This window comes from Candidatus Thiosymbion oneisti (assembly GCF_900092655.1).
Taxonomy (GTDB): domain Bacteria; phylum Pseudomonadota; class Gammaproteobacteria; order Chromatiales; family Chromatiaceae; genus Thiosymbion; species Thiosymbion oneisti.
In genome coordinates, this window is record NZ_FLUY01000451.1 from 1 (window position 1) to 26,712 (window position 26,712).

General features: G+C 55.0%; 26 protein-coding genes. 5 read left to right on the top strand and 21 right to left on the bottom strand.

From position 1 onward, the window contains the following. Window positions 1–735: 735 nt before the first annotated feature. The 7 genes from BQ17_RS04455 to phaE form a co-directional block, all read right to left on the bottom strand. Entirely contained in the window at window positions 736–1,278 is a 543-nt protein-coding gene (locus BQ17_RS04455) for a DUF6338 family protein (protein WP_089724645.1), read from the bottom strand. A 7-nt stretch (window positions 1,279–1,285) separates the two neighbouring features. Further along, on the bottom strand, window positions 1,286–1,447 hold the full coding sequence (locus tag BQ17_RS04460) for a type II toxin-antitoxin system HicB family antitoxin (protein ID WP_089724647.1): 162 nt from the start codon (window positions 1,445–1,447) through the stop codon (window positions 1,286–1,288). A gap of 246 nt (window positions 1,448–1,693) precedes the next feature. Further along, window positions 1,694–1,861 carry a hypothetical protein gene (locus BQ17_RS21465; RefSeq protein ID WP_176722292.1) on the bottom strand — a complete coding sequence of 56 codons (168 nt, stop codon included), beginning with the start codon at window positions 1,859–1,861 and terminating at the stop codon, window positions 1,694–1,696. Window positions 1,862–2,151: 290 nt separating this feature from the next. Next, window positions 2,152–4,272, bottom strand: coding sequence for a caspase family protein (locus tag BQ17_RS04465; RefSeq protein ID WP_176722293.1), 2,121 nt, complete (start codon window positions 4,270–4,272; stop codon window positions 2,152–2,154). Window positions 4,273–4,610: 338 nt separating this feature from the next. Beyond that, complete coding sequence (locus tag BQ17_RS04475) at window positions 4,611–4,823, bottom strand: type II toxin-antitoxin system HicB family antitoxin (RefSeq protein ID WP_089724651.1); 213 nt, start codon at window positions 4,821–4,823, stop codon at window positions 4,611–4,613. A 240-nt stretch (window positions 4,824–5,063) separates the two neighbouring features. Beyond that, on the bottom strand, window positions 5,064–6,161 hold the full coding sequence (gene phaC / locus BQ17_RS04480) for a class III poly(R)-hydroxyalkanoic acid synthase subunit PhaC (protein ID WP_089724653.1): 1,098 nt from the start codon (window positions 6,159–6,161) through the stop codon (window positions 5,064–5,066). Between the two features lie 44 nt (window positions 6,162–6,205). Further along, window positions 6,206–7,372: a class III poly(R)-hydroxyalkanoic acid synthase subunit PhaE gene (gene phaE, locus BQ17_RS04485; protein WP_089724655.1), complete on the bottom strand. Its 1,167-nt coding sequence runs from the start codon at window positions 7,370–7,372 to the stop codon at window positions 6,206–6,208. Window positions 7,373–7,674: 302 nt separating this feature from the next. Between phaE and BQ17_RS04490 the strand changes: the two genes are divergently transcribed. Beyond that, window positions 7,675–8,469 carry an SDR family NAD(P)-dependent oxidoreductase gene (locus tag BQ17_RS04490; protein WP_089724657.1) on the top strand — a complete coding sequence of 265 codons (795 nt, stop codon included), beginning with the start codon at window positions 7,675–7,677 and terminating at the stop codon, window positions 8,467–8,469. A 194-nt stretch (window positions 8,470–8,663) separates the two neighbouring features. Here BQ17_RS04490 and BQ17_RS04495 read toward each other — a convergent pair whose 3' ends face one another. From BQ17_RS04495 to BQ17_RS04550, 13 genes are all read right to left on the bottom strand, one after another. Beyond that, complete coding sequence (locus tag BQ17_RS04495; protein WP_089724660.1) at window positions 8,664–9,383, bottom strand: hypothetical protein; 720 nt, start codon at window positions 9,381–9,383, stop codon at window positions 8,664–8,666. 80 nt (window positions 9,384–9,463) lie between these two features. Continuing rightward, window positions 9,464–9,655, bottom strand: coding sequence for a sulfur relay protein DsrC (locus tag BQ17_RS04500; RefSeq protein ID WP_089724662.1), 192 nt, complete (start codon window positions 9,653–9,655; stop codon window positions 9,464–9,466). A 345-nt stretch (window positions 9,656–10,000) separates the two neighbouring features. Beyond that, window positions 10,001–12,985: a CHAT domain-containing protein gene (locus BQ17_RS04505; protein ID WP_141699097.1), complete on the bottom strand. Its 2,985-nt coding sequence runs from the start codon at window positions 12,983–12,985 to the stop codon at window positions 10,001–10,003. Between the two features lie 1,072 nt (window positions 12,986–14,057). Next, a complete protein-coding gene (locus tag BQ17_RS04510) occupies window positions 14,058–14,675 on the bottom strand; it encodes a hypothetical protein (RefSeq protein ID WP_089724665.1) in 618 nt (205 codons plus the stop codon). A 2-nt stretch (window positions 14,676–14,677) separates the two neighbouring features. Beyond that, complete coding sequence (locus BQ17_RS04515; RefSeq protein WP_089724667.1) at window positions 14,678–14,995, bottom strand: hypothetical protein; 318 nt, start codon at window positions 14,993–14,995, stop codon at window positions 14,678–14,680. A 334-nt stretch (window positions 14,996–15,329) separates the two neighbouring features. Then, on the bottom strand, window positions 15,330–16,310 hold the full coding sequence (locus tag BQ17_RS04520) for a PhoH family protein (protein ID WP_089724669.1): 981 nt from the start codon (window positions 16,308–16,310) through the stop codon (window positions 15,330–15,332). Between the two features lie 74 nt (window positions 16,311–16,384). Further along, window positions 16,385–16,729 (bottom strand): HigA family addiction module antitoxin, encoded by a 345-nt coding sequence (locus BQ17_RS04525; protein WP_218068090.1) that lies wholly within the window; start codon window positions 16,727–16,729, stop codon window positions 16,385–16,387. A gap of 14 nt (window positions 16,730–16,743) precedes the next feature. Next, window positions 16,744–17,028, bottom strand: a complete 285-nt coding sequence (locus BQ17_RS04530; protein ID WP_089724670.1) for a type II toxin-antitoxin system RelE/ParE family toxin — start codon at window positions 17,026–17,028, stop codon at window positions 16,744–16,746. Window positions 17,029–17,203: 175 nt separating this feature from the next. Then, window positions 17,204–18,529 (bottom strand): tRNA (N6-isopentenyl adenosine(37)-C2)-methylthiotransferase MiaB, encoded by a 1,326-nt coding sequence (gene miaB, locus BQ17_RS04535; protein ID WP_089724672.1) that lies wholly within the window; start codon window positions 18,527–18,529, stop codon window positions 17,204–17,206. A gap of 165 nt (window positions 18,530–18,694) precedes the next feature. Further along, window positions 18,695–19,138, bottom strand: coding sequence for a type IV pilin protein (locus tag BQ17_RS04540; RefSeq protein WP_305118698.1), 444 nt, complete (start codon window positions 19,136–19,138; stop codon window positions 18,695–18,697). Window positions 19,139–19,202: 64 nt separating this feature from the next. Then, on the bottom strand, window positions 19,203–19,319 hold the full coding sequence (locus BQ17_RS23165) for a BsuBI/PstI family type II restriction endonuclease (RefSeq protein ID WP_256091480.1): 117 nt from the start codon (window positions 19,317–19,319) through the stop codon (window positions 19,203–19,205). A 23-nt stretch (window positions 19,320–19,342) separates the two neighbouring features. Then, window positions 19,343–19,660 (bottom strand): hypothetical protein, encoded by a 318-nt coding sequence (locus BQ17_RS04545; RefSeq protein ID WP_256091481.1) that lies wholly within the window; start codon window positions 19,658–19,660, stop codon window positions 19,343–19,345. After that, window positions 19,657–21,138, bottom strand: a complete 1,482-nt coding sequence (locus BQ17_RS04550) for an Eco57I restriction-modification methylase domain-containing protein (RefSeq protein ID WP_256091482.1) — start codon at window positions 21,136–21,138, stop codon at window positions 19,657–19,659. Before BQ17_RS04550 ends, BQ17_RS04545 begins: the two co-directional genes overlap by 4 nt. Before the next feature lie 57 nt (window positions 21,139–21,195). Here BQ17_RS04550 and BQ17_RS04555 point away from each other — a divergent pair, with 57 nt between their 5' ends. After that, window positions 21,196–21,465, top strand: coding sequence for a hypothetical protein (locus BQ17_RS04555; RefSeq protein ID WP_089724674.1), 270 nt, complete (start codon window positions 21,196–21,198; stop codon window positions 21,463–21,465). Between the two features lie 29 nt (window positions 21,466–21,494). Here BQ17_RS04555 and BQ17_RS04560 read toward each other — a convergent pair whose 3' ends face one another. Further along, window positions 21,495–23,477, bottom strand: coding sequence for a hypothetical protein (locus tag BQ17_RS04560; RefSeq protein WP_141699098.1), 1,983 nt, complete (start codon window positions 23,475–23,477; stop codon window positions 21,495–21,497). A 297-nt stretch (window positions 23,478–23,774) separates the two neighbouring features. Between BQ17_RS04560 and BQ17_RS04565 the strand changes: the two genes are divergently transcribed. From BQ17_RS04565 to BQ17_RS04575, 3 genes are all read left to right on the top strand, one after another. Continuing rightward, on the top strand, window positions 23,775–24,977 hold the full coding sequence (locus BQ17_RS04565) for an aspartate aminotransferase family protein (RefSeq protein ID WP_089724678.1): 1,203 nt from the start codon (window positions 23,775–23,777) through the stop codon (window positions 24,975–24,977). Between the two features lie 5 nt (window positions 24,978–24,982). Further along, window positions 24,983–25,903, top strand: a complete 921-nt coding sequence (gene argF, locus BQ17_RS04570; RefSeq protein WP_089724680.1) for an ornithine carbamoyltransferase — start codon at window positions 24,983–24,985, stop codon at window positions 25,901–25,903. A gap of 63 nt (window positions 25,904–25,966) precedes the next feature. After that, window positions 25,967–26,635: a TIGR04211 family SH3 domain-containing protein gene (locus BQ17_RS04575; RefSeq protein WP_089724682.1), complete on the top strand. Its 669-nt coding sequence runs from the start codon at window positions 25,967–25,969 to the stop codon at window positions 26,633–26,635. The last annotated feature ends 77 nt before the right edge of the window (window positions 26,636–26,712 follow it).

The following is a 26,712-nucleotide window of genomic DNA, read 5'->3' on the forward strand; positions in this document are numbered from 1 at the left end:
AAACATTATCCTGGAATGATTTAGGACTTTCAGTCCAGGGGGCAACCTATGCACTTTAGTGCATAGTGGTTGAGTTTTTCAAAATCCGGAAGATTGCCTTGCTGGCCCATAATTGATTGTACGTTTTCTTCCTGTCTTTTTTGATATTCGGCAACTCGTTAGACGCTTTTCCGCTGCGACTTGATATCGGCGATTATGTCTTTCACGGACATGCCCTTGAAAAGCTGCTCGCGTTCTTCAGTGTAGTTCCTCGTGCCGGCTCTGAACTGGCTCAGGAATCGAATTGTGTCAACGACACCGATCTCTACTGATGAGAACAACCGCGTCCATAGGGTCGATCCCATAACCTTCTAGGATGATTGCCAGCGTTTCTACCTGACAAACGGTCAAATTCCGTGAGATTACCCCTGGCTCCCACGCTCCAGCATCAATAAGGGACCAGCTAGACCAACACCAACTAATATATCAGCCAGAAAGGCACGGTCCGCTGGAGCGATAACGGGAAACCGCGCCGCTTTGCCGGATCCGCGTGCAGCATTCCGTCAGGAGTCGTGACTTGAGTCTCCGGATTGTCCACTATTCCGATTTGCAGATTTCGTATTATCACCAGGTGGATTACTGGGATCTAAATTTCCCTCTATATTTCCCTCTATTGGTTGGTGGCCCTTATCATGCACTGGCTGATAACCATCACGAAGCGGAATATTCTTGTCACTCATGTCAATCACTCCAGATTCATTGATAAAAGCGGATGAGTTTGATCGCGCTGGCCGAGATTATGGCGCCATGGGATCTTTCGAGTGGCCTGACAAATTTGTCATTTCCTCCAATTTCCCATAATTGCTGAAGATATAATTGTTCTTCAGCTGGATAAGAAGACGCGAATGACTTTGTATCGTACATACCGCCTATTATCTCACCGCCAGTCAGCTCAATAATAATCCAGTAAGACTGGCCGTTTCTGAAGACGCGATCCCAAGGTTTCGCTATTGGATGAGGCGCATATTTTTTGAAAAACTTCTGTTTCCGCAACCAAAGGAAAACTAACAGAATGTGCCAAGCTGGATAGTTGCTTCCCCATTGGTATTTATAATCCAGCACTATCAACCATAACAGCAACGAATAATTTATACAGCTATATGCAACCACATCTACCAGGGATTTTCCAACTTCTCTTCGTTCTGATGGCACGAGGAGGTCGTATGTTTTTATGGATATAAAGCCTGGAATCACAAAGGCAATAAACAAGACCAGCTTATCGGCATCCCAAATATTCATTGCATACTCATGCTTCGATACGTTCCGCCAACACGCGAAGGGCAAGGGATTCGGCTTGTGCGATGGCCTCTTCCCGCGTCTTGCCATATTTCATTACGCCGGGAATTTCGAGTACCTCGGCAATCCATCGTCCGTCCGTTTCCTGTTCTGTTTCGAGCGTAAATCGCACGTTTCACCTCATCAGGTTTCTTTCATGCCAACTGTAATCTATTTCCGGATTTCCTTCCTGGATACCAATTGATCTTATCAGCCATTCTTCTTTTGAGGCGGTGGTGGCGGGGGTGCCGGCCTTACATTTTTTGGCGGCGGAGGGTTAGCTCCATCATACTGAATATCATACTGACGAGGTGCTGGTGGCGGCGGCGGTGGTGGTTCCGGTCTTACATTTTTCGGTGGTGGAGGATTCGACTGTTTTTTACTCATCCTCTTTCTCCCAAGTGTTTTCGAGGAATTCAACCCACTTTATACCTTTAGTATCCACTAAAATGCTTTTGACTCCAGGTATTCTTTCTTCTTTTCCATTTTCATGGATCCATGCGGGATCGGCTATAAAAAATGTCCCTGTTCCGGGTCCGATGGCCATTCGATCGGCCACCCGTATAATCGCCTTTCATCGTCGAAATGCAAAACTACGAATGTTACGTTATCCAAGAATGAACCGGACCACTCCGATGAATACGAGGTTTCTCGCGTTATATTTTTATCCCTGAGATACTTATGGATCTTATTGGTGTTTGCAAAGTAAGAAAAGAGGATGCCGAATATGATGGCGATCAGAATAGAGGTGATAAGAGTTAGAAAAGGGCAACCGCAAATCGGTAGCCTGTAAAAAACGGAAACAAAAACCGGAGACTAGTCTGAAGAACAACTCATTTAATCTGGCGAAACCCAAACTTCCACACGCCGGTTGTTATTCCTCCCTCTTTCCCAATTATTGCAAGCAATCGGAAAACTTTCTCCAAATCCCCTAACATCCAGCAGATTACGCTCTCTCATATTCTGTCCCATATCTTTTTCGATAAACTGCGCTACCTTACTGGCTCGATCCAAGGATAATCTCCTGTTTCTCTCCGCTGGTCCTTCAAAATCAGCGAATCCCAACAGAAACAGATGGTGATTTTGCCAGAATTGATTGTAATAAGAAATCAAACGTTTCACGTCGTCCTTTGCCCGATAATCGAGATCTGAGGAACCAGACCTGAACCGGAAGGTAAACGATAGGCGTTCACCGCGCATGGCAAGCCTATTCATATCCATCAGAAATTCAGATTCCTCGGCGAGCATTGGAGCTAAGCGCAAGCGTTGCTGCACGATGCCTCCTAAGAACCTGCCAGCCCTTTTCCCATTAAGATCGACAAAATCTTTCTGGCTGACAATTGTTTGACCTTCCGGCGATTTCGCAAAATTAATGAAGTCTTTAATGAAAGCAGTATTTTCTCCATTGGCAGGTAAGGTATAGAGATAGAGGCGGCGACTGAGGGGATACTCTTCCGTCTTAATAGGTAATGGTTCAGGTCGGTAGAGAAATGCACACTCCCAAAGGTTTATCACCTTTGCCTTTCCACTATAGGCATGGCCCACATAACCGATTCGGTCAACATTTTCAAGCACACAGTCTCTCACACTGGTATTAGTTAGGTTTTCAACTGCAGTGAACGAGTAACGTTTACCTTCCATCACTCTATCATCGAATACGTCACGTGTTCCAGCACCGCTTACACGCACGCATGGCTTAATGCCCATCGCTTTCCCGCCGACTTGGTCCCAGGTGATTTTCCCTCGAAAGAGTTGTTGAATCTGTTCCCGAGTAAGTGAGTTTACTGGATTGTCGGGATGAACAATTACCTTAATTCCGTCCAGTGCGATAACATGTTCCCTCACCGCGCTGTAGCGTTCAATCAAATCCGAATACTCCTCCTTTTCGATTTGGCGCGAGGACATGACTACTTCAGCCTCACCAATGATGGCTGCGCCAAACCCTTTGCCCGATCCCGTCACCTTCACCATAAAGTTATTGGGTGTTCCTGAGGAAGCGGACGTAATCGTCATAAATTGTGTATGATATTCATCAGTACGTTCGCCGTCTTTCCATTTTATCCCAGTTGCGTTACGTCTTTGCATCAAGTACTCCTCTAACAGCTTGGGCAGCAATTGCTCTCCTACCGTACTAGAACCAACAAAGCGTAGCGGGTTTTCAGGAGGTGGTGGTGGGGAGCTTGGTTTGCCGACAATAAATACGGACTTAGATAATTCCGAGTAATAGCCGGGTTGCTGCTCCCCGTTGGTCATCTTGCGCACTTTAGCATTGATATTGCGGAACATGATTTCCATTGGCTCAGATTCTTTTAACGCTTCCAGAAGGGCTGTGGCATATGGACTGTGAGTATCGTCTAGAGTCAGATAATCCTTTGCCACGGAGTCCGGCGCCGTTGAATAAGCAATAAAGGCATTGGCTAAACGATCAAAAGGAGCAAGTCCCACAACTGGTCTTCCATCACGCCCTCTTCCTTGTATAGGTTTGTCACTAAGCGGGTCATTCCGACAGGCATCCAGGATGAATATCACAGGCCCGCGGCTAGAAGCCTTAATGTCCCGCATGACGTCGTTAGCGTTGATGGCTTGCCGCTTCAAACTGCGTTTGTTTTTCGCTGATTCAAGCGAACCTATTGGCATCAAGTAGTTTTCTCCATCATTTTGTATCCCATGGCCGGCATAAAAGAAAACTCCCAGCTTTGAATTGTTGAGCTGGGTAATGAACTTCCTGATGCTATTATCCATTTTTGTTACGTCCGCATCAAGTTCCTTGATGACATCGTAACCATGGTCGCTAAGATAGCGTGCGATTTCACCTGCATCATTCAAGGGGGTTTTAAGAGGTGCTGTTTTGTAATTGGCATTACCGATGATTAAGGCAACGCGTTCCTGTGCCAGTGTCGGAATAGCATTTAACATTCCAACAAACCAGATAAGTAAGAAAGCGTGTCGGTTAAACATAATCATTATCCCAATTTACTTGTAGTCGGATTGAAATTTCTTGTTGCCAAAATAAAATACTTTCAAGTAAATGCCATCTTCGTTACTATCGTATCCTAATTCGAAGCAATGGAGATGATAAATTTGTGCACATCGGCCAGCTCTTGCCGGGTGTGTCACAAGATGGATATTCTTTCTATGCCCTGCAAGCGTTTGTTAGCGGCTATCTGACTGATTCTACGCCAAGGTCCTTACATAACGCTTGTTTAACTCCGGGTTGAACCACCATGAATGTTTCCTTCCTTCCCTCAACAATTCGCATCCCTGGCTGCGGAGGTATTTCAGGAATTCCTTTCTTTTCATACTGCGATTTTTTCTTCCATATATCCGATACCTGCTGCTACTAAAGCATCTTGCCGATTAAACTCCAACACCTCTTTAAGAGTAACCTCCAACGTATTTTTTAATTCATCATAGGTCTTTTCCTGACAATTCACTCCAGGGACTTCTTCAATCCAACCTATCCACCAATTATCTTCTTCCTTAATAATAGCCGTATATTCGTGTTTCATAGCCTGTCCTCGCGGTGTTGAGCCGTTCTGCCGCTAACCTGTGTTCTCAACTACTAACATTGAGCCGACAGGATTGCCACGGAAAATTCGTCCGCTGAGTTGGCTGTTTTTAGTACCAGTTTTCCACGGTCAAACGGCAATCTTTTATCCGCAGATTGCGCAGATTATCGCAGATGTTTTCATTTCTATGACAATGTAATAATCTGCGTAATCTGCGGATTCAAATGGTACCGCTACGTGTCAAGCCCGCTCGCGCAGCCATTTGGCAACGCCCGGTGCCAGCATTTTCTGCGACTTGCCGCCGACATAGATGCCGATGTGGCCGGAGGGGATGGCCATTTCCGTGTAGTCGTCGGTCCCCGCCTTCTCCCCGAGTATCTTTGAACAGTGCGGCGGTACCAGGTGGTCGGCCGTCGCATAGCAGTTGAGGATCGGCATGGTGAGATTACCCAGGTCGACGAGGCGGTCGCCGATCATCTTCTCGTTCTTGACCAGCTGGTTGTCCCGCATGAAATCCCGCACGAACTCCCGGTAGGCCTCGCCGGCCGCATCCGGACCGTCGAACAACCATTTCTCCATGCGCAGGAAGTTCATCATCGCCTTCTCGTTGTCCAGGATGTCCAGCATGTCATGGTACTTGCCGAAATTGAGCGCGAAGGGCTTGACCAAGAGGAAGGTGAAGTTGAGGACATCCGCGGGCACGTTGCCGTAGGCATCGACCATCAGCTCCACATCCACGCCTTTGCCCCAGTTGAAGAGCAATCCGACCTCCGGATTCTGCTTATCCCAGCCGGGATGAAAATCGATCGGGGTCACGGTCAGAACCAGGTTTGCCACCTTGTCCGGGTGCAGCGCCGCATAGCAGGTGGCCAGGGTGCCGCCCTGGCAGATCCCGAGGACATTGATCTTGTCGACCCCGTGCCGCTCACGCAGGAAATCGACGCAGTTGTCCACATAGCCGTTCACATAGTCGTCCACGGTGAGGTATTTGTCCGCCGGTGCCGGATCGCCCCACTCGATCAGGTAGGTATCCAGGCCCTCGTTGACCAGGTTACGCACCAGGGAACGGTCTTCCTGGAGATCGGCTACCAGATAGCGGTTGACCAGGGCGTAGACGATGAGCAGCGGGGTTCCGAGCAAGTCGTCTTGGGTCGGCAGGTAGTGATAGAGCTTGAGCTTGTCTTCCGTGTACACGGTCTCCTTGGGCGCGGTGCCGATGTCCACGTCCTCATCCTTGAGATTGCTCAGGAATTCGAGGCCCTTGGTGATCTTGTCGTTGATCTCCTTGATCTCTTTGACGGCATCCTTGGGCTGGATATCGATGGGTAGTGACAGCATGGATTTTCTCCAAAGGATAGGAATTGCGTTCGGAAGGGCACGACTCAAACAGCAGGTTCCACACGCGCTGCCGGCTTCTTGCGGACCGGTGCCTTCTTCGCTGTCTTTTGCGTTTCTACCTGTTTGATCGCATTCTGTGCCGTCGGCTTGGTTTCCGCCTTGGCTTCCATAGCCGGCTTGGTCTGCTCGTGCATGGCCTTTTTCAACGCCTTGACCTCTTTGCGCAATTCGTACAGCGTCTTGTAGGCATCGTCGAGCTCGCTGCGGGTCGGCAGGTTCAGGCCCTTCAGGACCATCTCGACCACCGTTTGCTGCATGAGCTTGTAGGACATGCCGGCCGCTGACAATTCGCGCTGCGCCTTCAGATATTCCTCGGATGCGTACATCTCGGTGAAGACCTTGTCGGCGGACTCGAGCCACAGGCGATTCAGGTCGCGCACGCTCCGGATCTTCTCGCCCTGTTTGCTCTTCTCCGCCAGGGCCTCCATCACGGCCTCCACCGCTTTACTCAGGGCCCCGGTCGTCATCCTATTGAACTCGAGCATGACCTTGCGCAGATCGACGAAGGCATCGAAGGCCCGCAGGATCTTCGCTTGGTGTTCGCGAGTGACGCCGATACTGGGAATCTCGGCAAACCCGACAAAAGGCCCGGTCTGGAAGTCGTCCTGCCCCATCGTGAGTAAGCGGCCCAACCCCGTCGATCCTCCCAGCATCATTTCACCCAAATGCCCACTGCCGGTCGCCTCGAGCGCCGACGAGAGCCAGGGTTTCAGCAAGGGGCCCCACTCGCTCAGGTAGGATTGCCAGAGGGCCTGGGTGTCCTTGGTCATCTCGAACATGTCGCCGGACGCCCCGGTGAGCTGTTGAAACCAGTTAGTCGTGAAGCCCGACAGGGGGGATCGCCAATCCCGACCGGCATCGAGCTTGGGAGCGACCAGCTGCCAGGCACGGGTCAGCAGCTCCAGGTTGCGCATCATCGAAAACTGGCTGCCGAAGACCTGGCGACCGGCATCCCGCGCAACCCCGGCCGGGTCCGTCCACAGCGACATCGATTGCTGAAACCATTCCATGGGATTCATCGCAAAGGCTTGTGGTTTCGGTTGGGCACCCACGGCGCGACCGGCGAGATCTTGCCAACTGTCCCAGACATTCTTCTGCGCCTCGGTCCAGGTCTTCAACATTTGTTCGGCCTGTTCGGTCCAGTCCGCCATAGGATTCCTCCTAATTAGAGTTAATGGTAATATTCTAATCAAGCGAATTATTCATATAATGACTCATGCGCAGCATGGAATGCGAAGGTGTCATATAGGAATAGAGGCTCGAAATAAGCGTTCATTTATACTACAGTGCCGACTGAGCTGCAACAGGACCAGGTTGTGAGCTCTTATTGCAGAAGATCTGCGATCTGATAATCTTTAGGCGCAAACTGCAGGTTTGGAATCTTCTCGCTATCCTGGGTGCTATTCCTGCAGGAAGCTTTTTTCCACCATAAAAAAACCTAAGGAGGTACGGAGTGGACGTAAAGGGCAGTGTAATCGTCATCACGGGCGGCGGTACCGGCATCGGCGCCGCGGTTGCCAAAAACCTGGCCGCGGACGGGGCCAAGGTCGCACTTGCCGGTAGGCGTATCGAACGTCTGGAGCAAACGGTCAAGGAGATCAAGGAAGCGGGCGGCGAGGCGATCGCGGTGCAGACCGACGTCACCAAGGAGGAAGACCAGAGCAAGCTGATGGATAAGGCGATCGAGACCTTCGGTTCCCTCGACGTGGTCCTGGCGAACGCGGGGCGCTTTGCCGACAGCCTGATGATCAACACCGACAAGAACACCGGCAAGGTCAAGAATTTCATGACCACCGAACAGTTCAAGGCGGTCGTCGACACCAATCTCATCGGCACCTTCATTACCTTGCGCGAGGCCGCCCGGCGTATGGCTGACAGTGGTAAGGAGGGGTTGCTGCTGATCACCTCCTCGATCAACAGCACCGGCCAGATCGGACAGCTCAACTATTCCTCTACCAAGGTCGCACTCACCCTGTGGCCCAAGATCCTGGTGGGCGAGTTCCACCTGAAGCACCTGCCGATCCGGGTCGTCGGCGTCTCACCGGGCTACACCGCCACGGAAATCCTCAAGGGGATGAACGAGACGGCCCTGGAGGCGATCCTCAAAGACGTCCATGTCGGCCATCTGGTCGAGCCGGAAGAGCTCGCCGGCACCATCAAGCATGTCATCGCCAACGACTCGATCGACGGCACGACCATTGAGGTAACCGGCGGTCTGGTCTACGGACCACGGGCACGCGCCAAGTAGCCTCTCGCCGTGGGTACCGGCTCGGACGCGGTGCCCGCGGCTGAAATGCTCGACCAGGCTGGTAGCCGGCAGCCGGTGACCGGTAGCTATACTTTCACACGGAACAATCTGCGCATTTCACTCCCTCTCCCTCCAGGAGAGGGCGGGGGTGAGGGGGAAATTCAAAAGCTCAGATTGTGCCGTGTGGCAGTATATTAATTCACCGGCAGCTTGGCCTGGAGTACCTCGCGGTCGAACCACCAGTTGTCCTGGACCAGGACATCCACCACATTGCGCAGGCGTACCAGGAATTTATCGGGGTCCTTGAGCTCGAGTCGCTCCATCCAGCGATCGAATGCCTCCTGGCTATCCACCTTGCCGTGGCGCCTGGCAACCGTTCCCAGGGTTTGGCTGACCAGGAACATCAGGTTTTCACGTTGTGAGCCGGAGGCCCGGATGTCGGCAAGAAACAGGGCGGTGGTGGCGGCCACAGCGGCGCCGTCTGCGTCGTCCGGTGTTTCGTCTATCACATGGGTCAAGAGCGCCACCGAGAGCTCCGGGTCCATCGGATAGGTAACCGTGAGCCAGATGCCCTGGCCTAGGGCGTTCAGGGAGTCGGGCTGATCGGACTGAAATAAGACATCGCAGGCGTCGGCGGCGGATTCGAAGTCCTCCAATCGGATGAAGGTATCGAGCGCTTCACGACCCAGTGGCCAGGCCGCTTCGCCCCGCTTCAGATTGACCAGGGTACGTGCCGTCTGCAGCTTGATGTCGGCAATGTCCTGCGGGGCGCCGGCGCTCTGCACCAGCTCCCGATGCCGGTCCTGCAGGGCTTGCAGGTGGGACTCCAGGGCGGCTTCCTGGGCACTGTAGTTGACGACCGATTCGGCAGCGGTGTCCCCGAGCCGGAGACCCTTTGGATCGTAGTGCTTCATGGTTTCTGCCCGGATTCTTCGCAGTAATGATTTTCTGCTTGCTCAGGTAAGACGGTGCTTTCTAGCGGCTGCAATGTCCGCTAGCGGATCAGCCCGCTGAATGCGGCCTCCAGCCGGTCTTCCCAATCCGCGGGCGTATCCGGGTAGGGCGGCGTTACGTCCATGCGGAAGAAACGTTCCCCACTGCGTGCAATCTCCTGAACCAGGGGGAGAAGCGTGTCGAAGGACTCGACCTCCTTATGGGCTACCAGGATATCACTCAGTTTCAGCATAGCTGCCCCCTTGGGTTCAGGTTCATCCGCCGAATATGTAGACGCCGGCCTTGGAAAACAACCGGTCGCGTTCGGCAGGGAGAGCTGCGAATCACGCCAATCCGCACGCATCGATCCGCGAAGATTTGGGTGATGCCTAGTTTCTCTAAAATTGAGCGTAGGAAAATATCTTTTATCCACAGATTGCGCAGATTTCCGCAGATGAGAGACAGAAACGATCTGTAGAAATCTGTGTAATCTGCGGATTGAAAAAAGCCCGTAGGCTGGGTCGGGGCACGAAACCCGGCACTTCGGCTTAAAAATTTACCGCCACCAATTGCCGGTGGGCACGGATCACCCCACGGGCTACCGACCCTCGATCAGAACATAGGGCGCCCAGTATTGCGGATCCCTGCGCTTGGGGTCTTGGTCGTGAATCCAGGCCAGCTGGGTCTTGCGCAGGGCCACGGCCGGATGGCGTTTGGGATCCTGGAACCAATTGGCATAAAAATCCCGCATGAACGCCTCGGCCAGGGCGTCGTTGAGGGTCCAAAGGGTCATGAGTAGATGACGGGCGCCGGCGATGCGGAAGGCGCGCACCAGGCCGTAGACGCCTTCAGAGTAGTCCACCTCGCCGCGGCCGGTATCACAGGCGGAGAGGGTGACCAGCTCAGTGCCTTCCAGATTCAGATCCTGGACTTCCAGGGCATAAAGGACGCCGTCTTGGCCGGCGGGGCTGAGCTGGCCCTGCATACCGGCATTGGCACCGGCCAGGGCCAGGCCGCCCAGGGTCATGGGCCGCTCGGTGTGTTCCGCCTTTTCGGGGAAAAAGAAGCCATGGGTCGCCAGATGCAATATCCGGGGCGGCGTGTCCGGTTTCCTGAGCCGATTCTTGAGTCGACTCTCGGCCGCCGATCGGGCCTGCCAGATGTGGGCCTGACCATAGAGTGCTTCGTAGAACTGACCTACCTTCTTGGCCTCACCAGCCGTGAATTTCAGGTTGCCAAAGCCCCCGCGTTCATCGTGTAGGCGCCGATTCATAGCGAGCAGCTGGTCGGTGGTTTCCTCCTGCGTTCCGACCGGGGGCGGTGATTGCTTTCCCGACGCCGGGAAACGCCTGTAGTCCACCCCGCCCAGGATCAGCATGCCCTTTGCCGCCGTTTGCCCCGAATGCTTTTGTACCAGATCTCGGCCCGTGCGTATCTGATGCAACGCCTGGCGTTGCACCCAATAGCGCCCGTCCGGAACCACCAGCCGCGCAAAGGCCACCAGATCCAGCAGGCCGTCCGCAGCGATATAGAGCCGCTCGTATTTAGCCAACTCAATATCCAGCTTACCGAAGAGCCGCCGATAGAGCATCTGGGCCGATTCCTTGCTGCTTGTATCGCGCAGTTCCTTGTGCATCGCTTTCGTCAGTGCGATGGGGCCGAGATCCCGGAGCAGGAGCTCGGGCCCATCACCGGGCTCCGCGGGGATCAAGAAGGCCAGCCAGTGCGGCTCCCCGAATGCTTCGGTCGCGAAGTCCACTGGCCTGAAGGCACGCAAGGAGAGTAGGGCCGAGTTCCGAGGCAATTCGGATCTTATCTGCCGCCAGTCGAGAGTACGGCTCGTCAGATAATCCTGGAATGCCTGGCTCCGTCCGGCAAGCTCTATCTCCAGGCGTTCGACCTCTGCTCGGGTGGTGGCGATGTCATTCTTACGGGCGGTAATGGCGGCCTCTCCGTCCGGCACGGGCAGATTCACCAGCCGACTCAAATCGGCTCGGCGCCTGCTCAGCTCCTTGGCGAGCTTCACGACTCTTGGGTCTTGGCTGGAGCGGACGAGCTGGGCGGTCAGAGTCTCGGTCTCACCGGCCAAACGCTTCCAACGCAGCAGCACATCCGCAGCCAGCCGTAAATTTTCCGGCGCAGGATGCTGTAAGGCGAGACTGAAGATCACATCCTGAAATCTGAATTTGGACCGCAACCAGCGGCGGCGGATTCGCTCCCGGTGGGTGGTCGTGAGCTGAGCGCCGACAAAATGGCGCAATCGTCCGTCCATACGGCGTAGCTCCCGCATGGCCCGATCTCGCTGCCTGTTATTGAGGAATGTAACGGCCAGATTGAGCTGAATGGCGAGGGTGTGGGGATGGTTCTGGCCTAGGATCCGCTCGCTGGTCTCCAGAGCTCGCACATAGAGCGGCTCGGCTTCGTCATAATGGCCTTGCTTGAAATACAGCCAGGCGAGGCTGCTGATGCTGATCAAGGTGTCGGGGTGGTCCCGGCCCAGGATCCGCTCGCGGGTCTCCAGAGCACGTACAAAGAGCGGCTCGGCCTTGCTATAGCGGCCTTGTACTTGATACAGCTCGGCGAGGTTGTTAACGCTGGCGATGGTGTCGGGGTGGTCTCGGCCCAGGATCCGCTCGCTGGCCTCCAGGGCGCGCAGATACAGGGGCTCGGCCTCGCTATAGCGGCCTTGCGCGCGGTACAGCCCAGCGAGGTTGTGGATGCTGCTGAGGGTGTCGGGGTGGTCCTGGCCCAGCACTCGCTCGTGGGTCTCCAAGGCACGTACCAAGAGCGGCTCGGCCTCGTCATAGCGGCCTTGCGCGTGATACAGCACGGCGAGGTTGTTGATGCTGGTGAGGGTCTGGGGGTGGTCCTGGCCCAGGATCCACTCGCTGGATTGCAGAGCACGTAGATACAGCGACTCGGCCTTGCCATAGCGGCCTTGGGCTTCATACAGCCCGGCGAGGTTGTGGACGCTGCTGAGGGTGTCTGGATGGTCCCGGCCCAGGATCCGCTCGCGGGCCTTCAGGGCGCGCAGATGCAGCGGTTCGGCTTCGTCATAGCGGCCTTGCTCACGGTACAGCTCGGCGAGGTTGTTGATGTTGGTGAGGGTATCGGGATGATCCTGGCCCAGCACCCGCTCGCGAGCTTTCAGGGCACGTACCGAGAGCGGCTCGGCCTCGTCATAGCGGCCTTGCGCGTGATACAGCACGGCGAGGTTGCCGATACTGAGGAGGGTCTGGAGGTGGTCCTGGCCCAGGATCCGCTCGCTGGATTGCAGAGCACGTAGATACAGCGGCTCGGCCTCGCTATAGCGGCCTTGGGCTTCATACAGCACGGCGAGGTTGTTGATGCTGGTGAGGGTATCGGGATGATCCTGGCCCAGCACTCGCTCGCTAGTCTCCAAGGCACGTACCAAGAGCGGCTCGGCCTCGCTATAGCGACCTTGTTTGTGATATAGGATGGCGAGGTTGTTAACGCTAGTAAGGGTGTCTGGGTGGTTCCGGCCCAGCACTCGCTCGCGGGCCTCCAGGGCGTGCAGATACAGCGGTTCGGCCTTGCCTCGGCTCTCCATCTCCCTGCTCACGGGGTATTTGGAGCACAGTCTCGGATTCAGGGCTGACGGGCTCCAGCGTACAAGCCGGAATCGTCACGGCCAGCGGTATGAATACCAAGCAAGCAATCCTAGAGCCTGCGTTCATCATCTTTGGTCTCATTCCCGATTCACTCGCCACATTCTACACGGCCCAATCTTCTCTCCACAGATGACACGGATTTTCGTAGATGTTTTGTTCTGTGAGCGCGCGACAGCCAAGCGGTGGGCATAGCCCCCTATAGGGCGTGGGTAGTGTTGACATTTATGAAGGTCCGCACAGCGGACCCTACGTTAGCCACCTGATTTGACTGTAGGGTCCGCTGTGCGGACCGTTGGGGTGTTGGGGCTACTTAAGACGTGAAAATAGTCAGTTAGAGTTGAATGTCAACAGCCCTGAGTACCCCGTTCCAGCAAAATTTTCCTGGTAGTGGTGAACTTATAAGTGAAAAAGTAGAGCGATTCATCTTTTTGATCCCCTCTCCCCAACCCCTCTCCCGGTGGGAGAGGGGACATAGTAGCCAGTACCGTTGGTCATGTTATCACTTATACATTAGCCACTACCATTTTCCTGTCATTTCGAGCGCAGCGAGAAATCCTTGTCCCGACGGAGGAGGGATCTTGTGCACTGGGGACCCGTGCCGAGCTAAGAGGATTTCTCCCTGCGGTCGAAATGACAACAAGTAAAATTCATGGCTCTTGTTTCCAGATGCGGATGTTGGGCATGCCGTCATCCAAAGACACGGTTTACGTTCCTTATTTAATCCGCAGATTACGCCGATTTCCGCAGATGAAGAATGAAATAATCTGTGCAATCTGTGGATAAAAGATACCTCTTTCCCCATGCCCAATTGGTAGTGGTAAATTTTTAAATGGTTAGCCTAGAGCGGTTCATTATGCCCCATTTTTTTATTTGATCCCCTCTCCCCGGCCCTCTCCCGGAGGGAGAGGGGTGCCGCTTATAGCGTGTCCAACCCACGGCTATTGGCGACGTTTCCATTTAAACCTTAACCACTACCGCCCAATTCAGCCCGGACTGCTCCACAGCCCACCCTCTCATAGCCTATCATCGGCTCGATGCGCCGCTGCGACCGGGATTGGTGGGTATCCGACGCAAGGCGCGGATTTGATTGTGTGGTATCTGGAGGGTCGGCAGCTGGCCGCTGTCCTGCCTGGGTCGGATCAGATACAGGGATTGGGTGGTCTGCAGCAGGAGTCGGTATTTACCATCGGCCAAATCCTGCGGCGCAGTCTGGGGTTCGGCGGAGGTCTGGCCCTGGTCCGATATGGTCCAGATGCGGACCCAAGGATAGCTTTGAAAGCCCGATTCCCGGTGGTCCCGGTAGTCGGCACCGGCGGCGGCCTTGCCCATGTAGTAGAAGAGCACAAAGGCGAGTAGGCCCCAGATCAGCGCGGTGCGCGCCAAGAGATCCAGAACGGGATCGACCTGGGCCCAGTAGGTGAGGGCCAGAAACACCACAAGGGTCGGTATCAGCCACCAGAACGTCTGTAACACCCAGAAGCCGTACATGAAGTGATATTCGAAGGGGATACCCAGGCCAATGAGCCCCAGCTCGAAGCGATCATACCAATGGTAGGCGTAGGACCAACCGGCGGTATAGACCAGGGCCGTGATCAGGGTAACGGCGGCGGTGATGTCTAGGATGCGGGGGCGGTCGTCCACTGTCAATCTTCCTCAGCGGCAGGCTGGGTTGTGGTCGCAGGCGGCGTCTTTTGCTCGTCATCCTCGCCACGGATACCATTCAGGTCGACCGCATCGTTCCGCCGGCAGGGGGTGCAGGGCGGCTCCCCGCCCGCCACTCGCGTCAGATCCTGGTGCTTGATCGGTTCTTGCTTACCGGTGTCCTTGTCGAGGCAGAAGATCCGTGATTGGATTTCTCGGCAGTCGAACCATAGGGCATCATCCGCAGCGACCAGACAGAAGCATTCGCTACCGAAGGCGGGCCAGGCCAGTAGGGCCAAGAGTAAAAATACGAATCGCATGGTTTCGAGCTCCGGATTGTTCTCGGTACGGGTTTTTCTGGATACCTATTAGATTATCCCAAGATCGGCGCTCAGAGGCTGTCTGGTTAAAACGGATCCACGCCCACAGGCCGCGCGGGGGGTCATGTGGGTGTAGGTTGCGTTAAGACGCTGGCAAGACCTAAGCAGACAATCAGCACACCTTGGCGCGTCGAACGCAACACGTCAAACCTTGTCCCAACGCAGGAGGGATCTTTTCCCTTCCGACAACGCCGAATCATTCAGGATTGCTATCCACAGATCTCGCAGATTTCCACAGTCGTTACCGATTATTCCCCATGCTCACAGGGCAGGCCTACCGGGTGTCGGCATGCCGGTGATCGAAGGCATCATAGGCCCCGACGATGCGCTGAACCAGGGCGTGGCGCACGACGTCCCGGGCATTGAAGAAGGTGAAGCTGATACCTTCCACGTGGCCCAGAATCTCGATCGCCTGGCGCAGCCCGGAGGCCTGTCCACGCGGTAGATCCACCTGGGTAACGTCACCGGTGACCACGGCGGTAGAGCCGAAACCGATGCGGGTCAGGAACATCTTCATCTGCTCGGGCGTCGTGTTCTGGGCCTCGTCCAGGATGATGAAGGCGTCGTTCAGGGTACGTCCACGCATATAGGCCAGGGGGGCGACCTCGATCACATTGCGCTCGATGAGCTTGTTCACTTTCTCGAAGCCGAGCATCTCGTACAGGGCGTCGTAGAGGGGTCGCAGATAGGGATCGATCTTCTGGGCCAGATCCCCAGGTAGGAAGCCGAGCCGCTCGCCCGCCTCCACCGCCGGGCGCACTAGCACTAGGCGGCGTACCCGGTCGGATTCCAGGGACTCCACCGCACAGGCCACCGCCAGATAGGTCTTACCCGTACCGGCGGGACCGATCCCGAAATTGATGTCGTTGTGCAGGATGGCGTGCAGGTAGCGCTGCTGATTCGGTCCCCGGGCGCGGATCAAGACGCGCTTAGTCTTGATGACCACATCCGGCAACCGCTCCCCCGCGCCGTCCAGCAAGGCGTCCACCCCGGACTCCTGGAGGTGGAGATGGACTCGCTCCGGGGTCAGGATCTCATCCGCACTCACCCGGTAGAGATCGCGCAATACCCGGGCCCCGGCAGCGACCGACCGACGCTCACCGATCAGGCGGAAGACGGCCCCACGGTTGTTGATCTCGATGCCTAACCGGGACTCGATCTGACGCAGATGCTGATCGAGCTGCCCGCCCAGGTTGGCCAGCCGCTCATTGTCCCCCGGCAGCTCGAGATCGACAGTTTCCAGCTGGGTAGACAAGGCTATGGATTCCGGATTCTTCCCGTGAAATTAGAGAGAAGACTCAAATCTTCCTGTCCGGTCGAGAAGTTGCTTTAGTATGGCCTTAAGATCGCTGAGCCAGCTGTCGATTTGGATGCCGGATGTTGCAAGAGGCTGCTTAAATCGAGTTTTTCTGCTTGCTTACGCATCTGCGCTGCATCGTAGGCCGCTTGCAGCTTCAGCATCATTTCCATGTTGACGCTGAAGACCTTCTCAAATCGCAGCGCCATTTCCGGCGCTAACGACTCTTGTCCCTGCAAGAGGGCGGACAAGGTGTCCTGACGAACGCCGAGCGCTTCTGCGGCCTGCTCCATAGTCAAGCTCAGCGGCTTTACCACTTCGTCATATAGAAAGATCCCCGGATGTGGCGGCGTCATTCCCATCTTTAGTGCAGTCATAGCTCAGCCCCTCTTTAATGATAATCTTCGAGATTAAGATTCATAATTTCATCCCCCTCAGCCTCAAAAACCAAACGCCAATTTCCGGTAACAGTAATACTCCATTGTCCTTGTCGATCTCCTGTTAGCGGATGCAAGCGCCAGCCAGGCATCATATCTAGTTGGGATAAATCATCCGCAAAAGTTAACGCAGCCAAGATGTTTCTTATCTTTGGAACCATCATCGGTGTCAAACGACTGGCATCATCTTGTTCAAAAAGACGCTTAAGCCCTTTGTGGCGAATGCTCTTAACTCTCATACCGGCGAAATCATCATATTAGGTCCTGTTGACATTTACCCTAACCGACGGGTTTCTATATATTAAATGGTCGTAACATCCGAACGGTCCGCACAGCGGACCCTACACTAACCTTTGATTGACTGTAGGGTCCGCTGTGCGGACCTTCTAAATGTCAACACGACCTAGCTCCGGGTCACCGGATAAGCTCCCCCCGCAGTGAGTTGGGTAGGGCCCGGGTAATGGTCAAATCCACAAAATCTCCGATCAGATCCCGAGGACCCGCAAAGTTGACCACTCGATTATTGGCGGTACGTCCTGCAAGCTCCGTCGGTTTCCGGCGCGACGACCCCTCGACCAGTACCCGCTGGATAGTCCCCACCATACGCCGGCCGATGATTTGGGCGTGATGGTTTAGACGCTCCTGCAAGCGTGTCAGGCGCGCCTGCTTGACCGCGCTGGAAATCTCATCCAGGTAATCTGCGGCGGGGGTGCCGGGGCGCCGGCTATAGATGAAGCTGAAGCTGGTATCGAATCGGATCTCGTCCACCAAGGCCAAGGTGGCGGCGAAGTCCTCCTCCGTCTCGCCCGGAAAGCCGACGATGAAGTCGGAGGAGAGGCTGATATCCGGTCGCACCCGGCGCAGGTGTCGGATCTTGGACTTGTACTCGAGAACCCTATACCCCCGTTTCATGGCCGCCAGGATCGGATCGGAACCGCTTTGCACCGGCAGATGCAGGTGGCTCACCAGCTCGGGCACCTCCGCATAGGCCTCGATCAGGGAATCGGAGAGCGCCGCCGGGTGCGAGGTGGTGTAGCGGATGCGGTCGATACCCTGGATGGCGGCCAGGTAGCGGATCAAGAGCGCCAGGTCGGCGTTCTCCCCGTCGTGCATGGGGCCGCGGTATGCGTTCACGTTCTGGCCCAGCAGGTTGATCTCCCGCACCCCCTGCTCCGCAAGCTCCGCGACCTCTGCGATCACATCGTCGAAGGGACGACTGATCTCCTCGCCCCGGGTGTAGGGCACGATGCAATAGGTGCAGTATTTGGAGCAGCCTTCCATCACCGAGACAAAGGCCGTGGGTCCCTGGGCCTGGGGTGGAGGCAGGCAGTCGAACTTCTCGATCGCAGGGAACGCGACATCCACCTGGGGCCGGCGCCGCTCCCACAGAGCCTCGAGCATCCGCGGTAACCGATGCAGCGTCTGGGGCCCGAACACCAGATCCACATAGGGTGCCCGCTCGCGGATCGCCGCGCCCTCCTGGCTCGCCACACAGCCGCCGACGCCGATGACCAAGGCCGGATTGCGCGTCTTCCAGGGGCGCCAACGACCGAGTTGGGAGAACACCTTCTCTTGGGCCTTTTCCCGCACGGAGCAGGTATTGAGCAGCAGCACATCCGCGTCCTCGGGTCGATCAACGCGCTCCAGGCCGTGCGACTCAGCCAGGACCTCCGCCAGGCGGGCGGAATCGTACTCGTTCATCTGGCAGCCGTAGGTTTGAATGAAGAGCTTTCCGGACATGCTATCAAGTGTATGCAGAACGGCGAGTCGGGCTGAATTGCTGGTTCGAATCTCGGGCGATTCCGGCTCCGGGGGGAACGCGTATAAATCCTCCTGGGAACATGATCTTTTCAATCCGCAGATTACTCAGATTCTTACAGAATGACTTAGTTTTTAGACAGCCTCTCAGTTCCAACAAGCATCCCCCAGGCTCCCGATAGCGGTCTTTACGCCCGTATTGGTCAGGGTGAAAGCAGTACACCCGGTATCCGCGGCCTGTGGGCCATCTGCGACGGGGGTCGCGGTCAGGCGATAGGTCGTAGCGGTCAGGGTGGGCATAACCCGGTAGAACCCCTGTGACGAGGTAATCTCCACCGTCGATTGGATCGGGCAGTCCACATGATCGTAGACACCGCCGAACTGGGTATAGCAGCGTTCGAGGGTCTGGGCCACCTCCATCAGCCCGATCACGGCATCACTCCGCCGGGATCTCCTGACGGATTCGGTATAGGCAGGATAAGCCATCGCCGTGAGGATGCCGACAACTGCCATCACAATCAAGAGCTCAATGAGCGTAAAGCCCCTTGTGCGCACAACATACACCTTTGCGGTTCTACGGGTTTTGCTCATTGGAATTGGAAGAACCTTTGAAAAATTTGAGGCGCCTGGAAGGATTATTCAGTGTAGCACCTTGTTAGGGTGTACTGTACGGACCAAGAAAGCATTCCCCATTGAAGTGAATCAGATGGGATGGTGCATCAGCCACCCACACCTCGGTTTCCCATGCGATTTCCCCAAGGTAGCGGCCCATAATTGCCCGATTCGGAAAGGCGGTCACATGGACCGGCCCAGCAGTCGATCCGGCGAAGAGAAAAGCACGATTCCTGCATCACAGAACTGATGCATAGTCTGACGGCGGAATGTCTCGCGGGTGTTCGGTGCATATTCCTTGTCGTAGTGCTCCTGCGCCCAGTCCATGATAGGCGTGATACCCATGAGTGGGTTTTCAGCATCGGCCCACGCCTTGCCTGGCGTGAGGTTCAACAGGGCCAGCAGACACAAGGCGGAGCGTTCGTTCTGCTGTGCCTGTGGTAGGCCCAAGGAAGTGATGATCCGGTGTGCGGCCTCAACGTACTGATTCTTGTCGTTCATTCGGCCAAGGTTTCCAGCTTGGCATCAATCATGGCTTGCGTAAGTTCTCCGCGGCCGGTAGCCCATTCGCCAAGCTCGATCAGGGTGTCACGGCTCGGGTACCTCATCAGCCTGAGGTCGGTTGCATTGACCTGGGTATGGCCGTTGAAGCGTCGGAAGTTCTCATCAACCGCGGTCGTGTTTAGGAATACGGCCAGCCCGTGGGCCAGTGCCTGCGGCAAACCACGCTTATTCTCGTGGAACAGGTTCAGGTGGTTCTCGAAGCCCAGTACGGACACATCACCGAATGCGGTAGGATCAACCACATGCGCCACGATCCGACGCTTTTCTTCCTTGGACGAGAAGCGTCGCACCACACAGTAAAAGCCGCTCGGGTAAAGCCACTTTTCGGTGTCGGCGTTGTACTCGATGGCATTGGGCTTCTTCATGCCCTCAATCGGCCATCTGGTGCCGCTGTTGCTGAGATGACCGGGGTAGAGCAAGGGAACGGTGCCCGGTCCCGGCATGTCTCGCAGGTACTTTCTCAGCCGGAAATCGACTACCGGCCCGGTCGCTACCTTAATGCCGAGGTCGGCTAGTGTATAGCGGATGGCCGGGGATGATTCGATAGCGTTTTTCTCGGACGATGCAGGTATATAGATAAACCGCTCCGGGTCGTCCGGAAACACAATCCGCTCGAATGGGTGTTCATGAATGGTAAGGTTGGTGAAGCTATCATCTGTCGATGTGGAAACCTTCACCAGTCCCTGCTGACCGCCACGTTCAAGCCGAATAATAATGTTCTCCTGAAGCACCTCGTCATCCTTGAATGCCTGGGTACGTGACTCGAACAAATGAATGTGTCGGATAGCTGTATACCGGAGGATGAAGTCACGGAACGGGCGGTAATACGGCCCATTGCAGAAGCTACGCGGGATAATCGCCACGATCTGTCCACCCCTTGCGGACTGTGCTACGGCCAGCGCAACAAAGGCGGAATACAAGTTCACCGTCTCGATGCCAACGCGACGCAGGGCCAGCCGATGCACTGAATGGCTGTTAATCTTCTTGTAGGGTGGATTGAGGATCGCGTGGGTATAGTGAACAAGCGATTCACTGAAGAGGTCCGCCGAGAGCGATTCTACGGCGGCATGGATAAAATCCTCACCCCGGATCATTGCGGAAAAATCGTTGTGGTTATTATATTTCTCAAGTGTTTTCGACAAATAGGGATGTAAGTTGCTATCAATTTCAAAAGCATCTAAGCCAACGCTCTGAAAATGAAAGTTGCCTGACAGCCACCTATCGAGAAAAGCCGCGGAAAGCGATCCAATTCCAGCCCCCGCATCCAGTAACCGGCAGCGGCCGCTTGAATCCGGGAAAAGGCCGGCCATGAAAACCGCGGTTCTTTCGGGTGTGAAGAATTGGCCGAAGCGCGATTTCTTTTTCGCTTCGGTATTCTTTGATACATGCAATCTGGTTTGTTCAACTATTGACAACAATAGTAGACCTTCTTGCTATGTAATGCCATTAACTTAAGTCTCAGCGCCCACGCCGTGAAGCAGGATTTCTACGCCAAGCGCTTCGTGCTCAACCTCACGGCGATCCTCTCCTGGGTCGCCCAAGCGATCACTGATCGCCGCTACCGGGACCGTAAGCATGCCTATCGGGTGAATTTCGCCGATGCGCTCTCGAAGATGAAGAACAATCTGGTCCGGTTGTTCGTCTCCAACTCCTCGCGGCAGCTGCTCTCCGCGTTCGTATTGGCGATGGCGGCGGGCGTCGAAGCGGTCCGACCAGACCGCTCTTTCCCGCGAACTACCTGATTTTGTGATTGCGCAAGATAAAGAACACCTTAATCATCCTCGGAAAACACCCCCAAATACCGTCCAAACCAGTAGGGCCAGGTGATTGACAGGCCGACAGACTCTATTTTTTTGTTACCCGGATAGCATGCTAAGCTCCAGGGATTTCTCTCCCATTGAAAGAAATGAACGTAGCTCCGGTCTTTTGGCCAGACGGGTATGGTCGTTACGGTCTCTTTACCGGAGTCGAGGTGGAGTTCCCGGAAGTGGTATTTATTCATAAGGCTCCGATCCACAGGACCCTCACGATGTCCCCTTTGAATATATTGACTCATAGCGGCTCGAATATTGTCTGCTAAATGTTCTTTCTTAACACTTCCAAAATCTATACGCATTAAATCAAAATGCGGATTAAGGTGATTGTGGATGGCACCTTCCACGATGCGGTGAGCTCCTTGGATGTGCTTTCTAATCAGCGGATCGGTTTCAAAATGGAGTATACAGTAATATGAAAGGTAAGCTAAATCGAATTTGTAATACCTGGCGACCGTATTACAGGTGTTCAACCAGGCCGTCAGCCAGACAGCGGGAACTCCCCGCCTGATTTCATTCAATTGGGCCTGATACTTGCCGCCGGTCACAAAATTATTGACTGCTAAATAAGCGTATTTTTGGTCACTGCCCGGAGTCCAAAAATTGGGTACGCCGGTTCGGGTCTCGTCTCCCACCAAAAACCAATTGTTTCTCATCATAAAATTAAACTGAAGGGCCAATAATCGTTTAACAGTAGACCCAATATCCTTGTAATCTTCGGCGACATGTTCATAAAGGGTAGCCAGCCCGAACAGGATGCCTAAGTACTGGTCCCTTGTGACCCCTTTATCTTGAATGGATATCCAGACTTTACCATCTTCAAGTTTTCTCTGCCTGAATTTTATTCCGTGAAGTTTTATTTTCCGTGCCAAAGGCGAGTCCGCAGGTACGGCCAATCGTGCCATTAAACCGGTATCATTAACCTTAAAAAGCCTATCTATTCCTGCTAATACCTGCCGTATATTTTTTATTGCCTGCTTATTTTTGGTCACTGCGTATCTATAACTCTGCGATGCCAGATAAATACCGGTAAAGATGGGGCTGTCTCTGGTATAGAGATAAGAATAATTTTGGGCATTTACGGATGAACTCCCGGAATAATGATCAATCCAGGTTGTATTATCCTCACGGTCGGTATCAACGGCCAGCAGTGTGCCGTAAGGAAGATGATATCCGCTTATTTTTTTCTCAAGATTATTAATGAATCTTTTAAATCCGATCGGTTTTACCGGCCCTGATAACAAAGGTGCGTCAGGCGCTAAGGGTGTTCTGCTCTCTCTTATTAAAGTTGGGAATTTCTCGGTTATTTTACGGGTCAGCATCCTGATAATATTATTAAGTTGATAGTCGACGAACAGTTCGCCTATTGCGGCAATCAGCATACTGGACAATCCATCTCCTTCAATATCGATTTTAAAGGAAATGTTCGGTTGACTAAGATGTATAATCTCAATATTTTCCGGATTAAGATGTCTAAATCGAGCCGCTTGGGCAACATGGAGCTTGCGTACCACAAAGGTGAAGACCTCATCGGTTTTAATATCCAGTCCTAACGGAAGCCTCTTTTTAATATGTAGCTTTGCTTTGATCCTGATGCTATAAGATCCCTTTAAAGGTGCTCTTACTTTAATACGATAAGGCTCGTATACTTCATATCCTACCGGCTGCTGTATATTTATCTCGGGTTCCCATAACCGCAGCAGCTTAACCTCCGAGATCTTTTCAATTTCGGCTTTAATACTCTCTTTTAGTTCAGCGATAGCGAATGGTTTCAAATAAAGTAAAAGTGAGCTCCACCACCGCTGGTATTCATCATTGAGCGACTTTCTGGTATCCTCATAATCCGGGTCCTGTACGCTCGGGTAAGTCTTCGGATCCGGCAACGCTTTCCATTTTCCAGCCTTTGACTGAAGCTGAACGTCCTTAAATAACTTTGACATGTCAAACTCCTTTAACGGGCGGAACCGGTGCAAGAATCCAAAAATTGGTAGGGTCCGGATAACTTTAGCATACATGTGAGGAGGCTAATTGTCGGATCATGTGTGATTATATACCGAGACGGTAGCGATCCGGTCCCGATCTTTCCCGGCCCCAAGGTTTCCCAGCATGGGAATCGATCAACAGGCTTGGATAGATTTTGTATCTCAGGCTATACTCAAATTCCTGTCAGGAGGTTGGAGGCGGTTTCCCGTCCAAGTGGAACCGCCTCTTGCTTTTTGGGGAAGTGAGGTTCGCGTATGAGCAAGTCCTTGATGGCTACCTATAGCCGACTTCCGGTCACCTTCGCCCGCGGCGAGGGCGTCTGGCTTTGGGATGTCGCCGGCAAGCGTTATCTCGACGCCTTGTCGGGTATCGCCGTATGCGGTTTAGGACACGCCCACCCTGCTGTGCACCAAGCCCTGTGCGAGCAGGCTAAGGACCTCATCCACACCTCAAACCTGTACCGGATCGGCATGCAGGAGACCTTGGGGGAGACGCTGACCGCGCTCTCGGGTATGGACAAGGTGTTCTTCTGCAACTCGGGCGCGGAAGCCAACGAAGCGGCCATCAAGATCGCCCGCCTCCACGCCCATAACCAAGGCATTGAGCACCCCACCATCCTGGTGATGGAGGCAAGCTTTCACGGCCGCACCCTGGCCACCCTGAGCGCTACCGGAAACCGTAAGGTACAGGCGGGCTTCGAGCCCCTGGTGCAGGGATTCGTCCGGGTCCCCTACGACGATTCGGAAGCGGTGGAGGCCGCGGCCGCTAATCGCCCCAATGTCGCCGCTATCCTGGTAGAGCCGATTCAGGGCGAGGGCGGAATCAACATCCCCGCCGCGGACTATCTCAACCGACTGCGGGAGCTGTGCGACCGTCGCGGCTGGTTGCTCATGCTGGACGAAGTACAGACCGGCATGGGCCGCACCGGGCACTTCCTCTCCTTTCAGGCCAACGCCATCCGACCCGATGTGGTCACCCTTGCCAAAGGACTCGGCAATGGTTTCCCGGTAGGTGCCTGCCTGGCCCGGGACGCGGCGGCCCAAACCTTGGGACCGGGCACCCATGCCACCACTTTCGGTGGAAGCCCGCTGGCCTGTCGGGTCGCCCAAACCGTGATTGAGACCCTTCAGCGTGACCGATTGACGGACCGCGCCTCCCAAATGGGCGACTATTTACGCGTCGGTTTCGATCGCATACTGGGCGGAGTCGCAGGCGTACTCGATATCCGTGGCCGCGGGCTCATGATTGGTATAGAGCTCGACCGGCCCTGTGGCGATCTGGTCCCTCAGGCCCTGGCAGCGGGATTGCTCATCAATGTGACCGCCGAGCGTGTCGTGCGTCTGCTGCCGCCGCTGATCCTCGATCAAAGCGAGGCGGATCTGTTGCTGCAGGAACTCTCATTGTTGATCCGGCGTTTTTTGCAATCGCCCGTGGATTCGAATGCTGCGGCAGGCTGACACCTATGGATTCCATCGGCAGACCGTTACGACACTTTCTCACCCTGCTGGACCTCTCCCCGGATGAGGCCGGGGCCCTGCTGCAACGGGCCACCGAGCTCAAGCGTCTGGTCCGTAGCGGTGAGCGTTTCGAGCCCTTGAAGAATCGGACCCTGGGCATGATCTTCGAGAAGTCATCGACCAGAACCCGGGTCTCCTTCGAGGTCGGCATGACCCAACTTGGCGGTCATGCCCTGTTTCTATCGCCGCAGGACACGCAGCTCGGCCGCGGTGAGCCGGTGGAAGACAGCGCGCGCGTGCTGTCCCGCATGGTCGATGCAGTGATGATCCGTACCTTCGAGCAGCGCACGCTGGAGCGCTTTGCGGAGTGCTCTTTGGTGCCTGTGATCAATGGCCTCACCGACCGTTTTCACCCCTGCCAACTGCTGGCGGACGTGCTAACCTACCAGGAACATCGGGGAAGCATCCGCGGGCGGACGGTAGCCTGGATCGGCGACGGCAACAACATGTGTCATTCCTACGTGAATGCGGCCCGGCTGTTCGATTTCGAGTTGCGCATCGCCTGCCCGGAAGGGTTCCGTCCGGACCCCGCTAACCTCGCGGGCGCCGGAGACCGCTGCACCCTTATGCAAAGCGCAACGCAAGCAGTGGAAAACGCGGATCTCGTGGTCACCGACGTGTGGACCAGCATGGGGAAGGAGCAGGAACAGAAACAGCGTCGGCAGGCCTTTGCCCGGTTCAAGGTGGATGAGGCCCTGCTGGGGAATGCCGCCCCTGATGCCTTGTTCATGCATTGTCTTCCGGCCCACCGGGGTGAGGAAGTGTCGGCTGCGGTCATCGACGGTCCCCAGTCGGTGGTATGGGACGAGGCAGAGAATCGGCTACACGCCCAAAAGGCCTTGCTGGAGTTCCTGCTTGCGGCCTGACTTGCTCATAACGAACCTGAATAAAGGCGCTCCGCGATTGTTATCCGTTACCAGAGGTCCTTCATGACACGTTTTCTCCTCTTACTGCTCTGCCTGTGCGGCCTTGGTCAGGCCCTGGCCGAGACCCGCTATATAACCGACATAGCCCAGATCGAATTGCGAAAGGGCGAGAGCACCAGATACAAGATCCTCCGCTACCTGACGAGTGGCGAAGCGGTGGAGGAATTGGGCACGAATAAAAGGACCGGTTACTCGCGGATTCGGACCAGGGACGGAACCACCGGTTATGTGCTGACCCGCCAGCTGCAGGACGAACCGGGGGCGCGGGACCGGCTGGTCGCAATGGAGGCCCGCCTGGCGGAATTCCAGCAGGCACCGGATCAGCTGGCTGTGAAGCTCTCTGAGCTGCGATCGGCACACCAAAAGCTCAAGGCCGATCATGAAGCCCTGGGGCAGGAAAAGGAGCAGCTGGAGGAGGAGCTCGCCTCTATTAAATACGCCTCCACCAACCTGGTGGCCATCACCCAGGAACGTTCAGATCTGCGCAAGAGCGTAGCGGATCTGACAGGACAGGTCGCCGATTTACGGCAAAAGAACCGGGACCTGAAGAACGAGACGAACCAGCGCTGGTTCCTGATCGGTGCCGGCGTGGTTATCGGCGCAATCCTCATCGGTCTTATCTTGCCCCATATACGCTTCCGCCGCCGTAAGACCGATTGGGGGACACTCTAGTGCAGCGTAGTAGAAATCCTAATGCCATTTGTTAATTGGACTTGTACCAGAACGAACCGCACCGAAGAACCACGGAT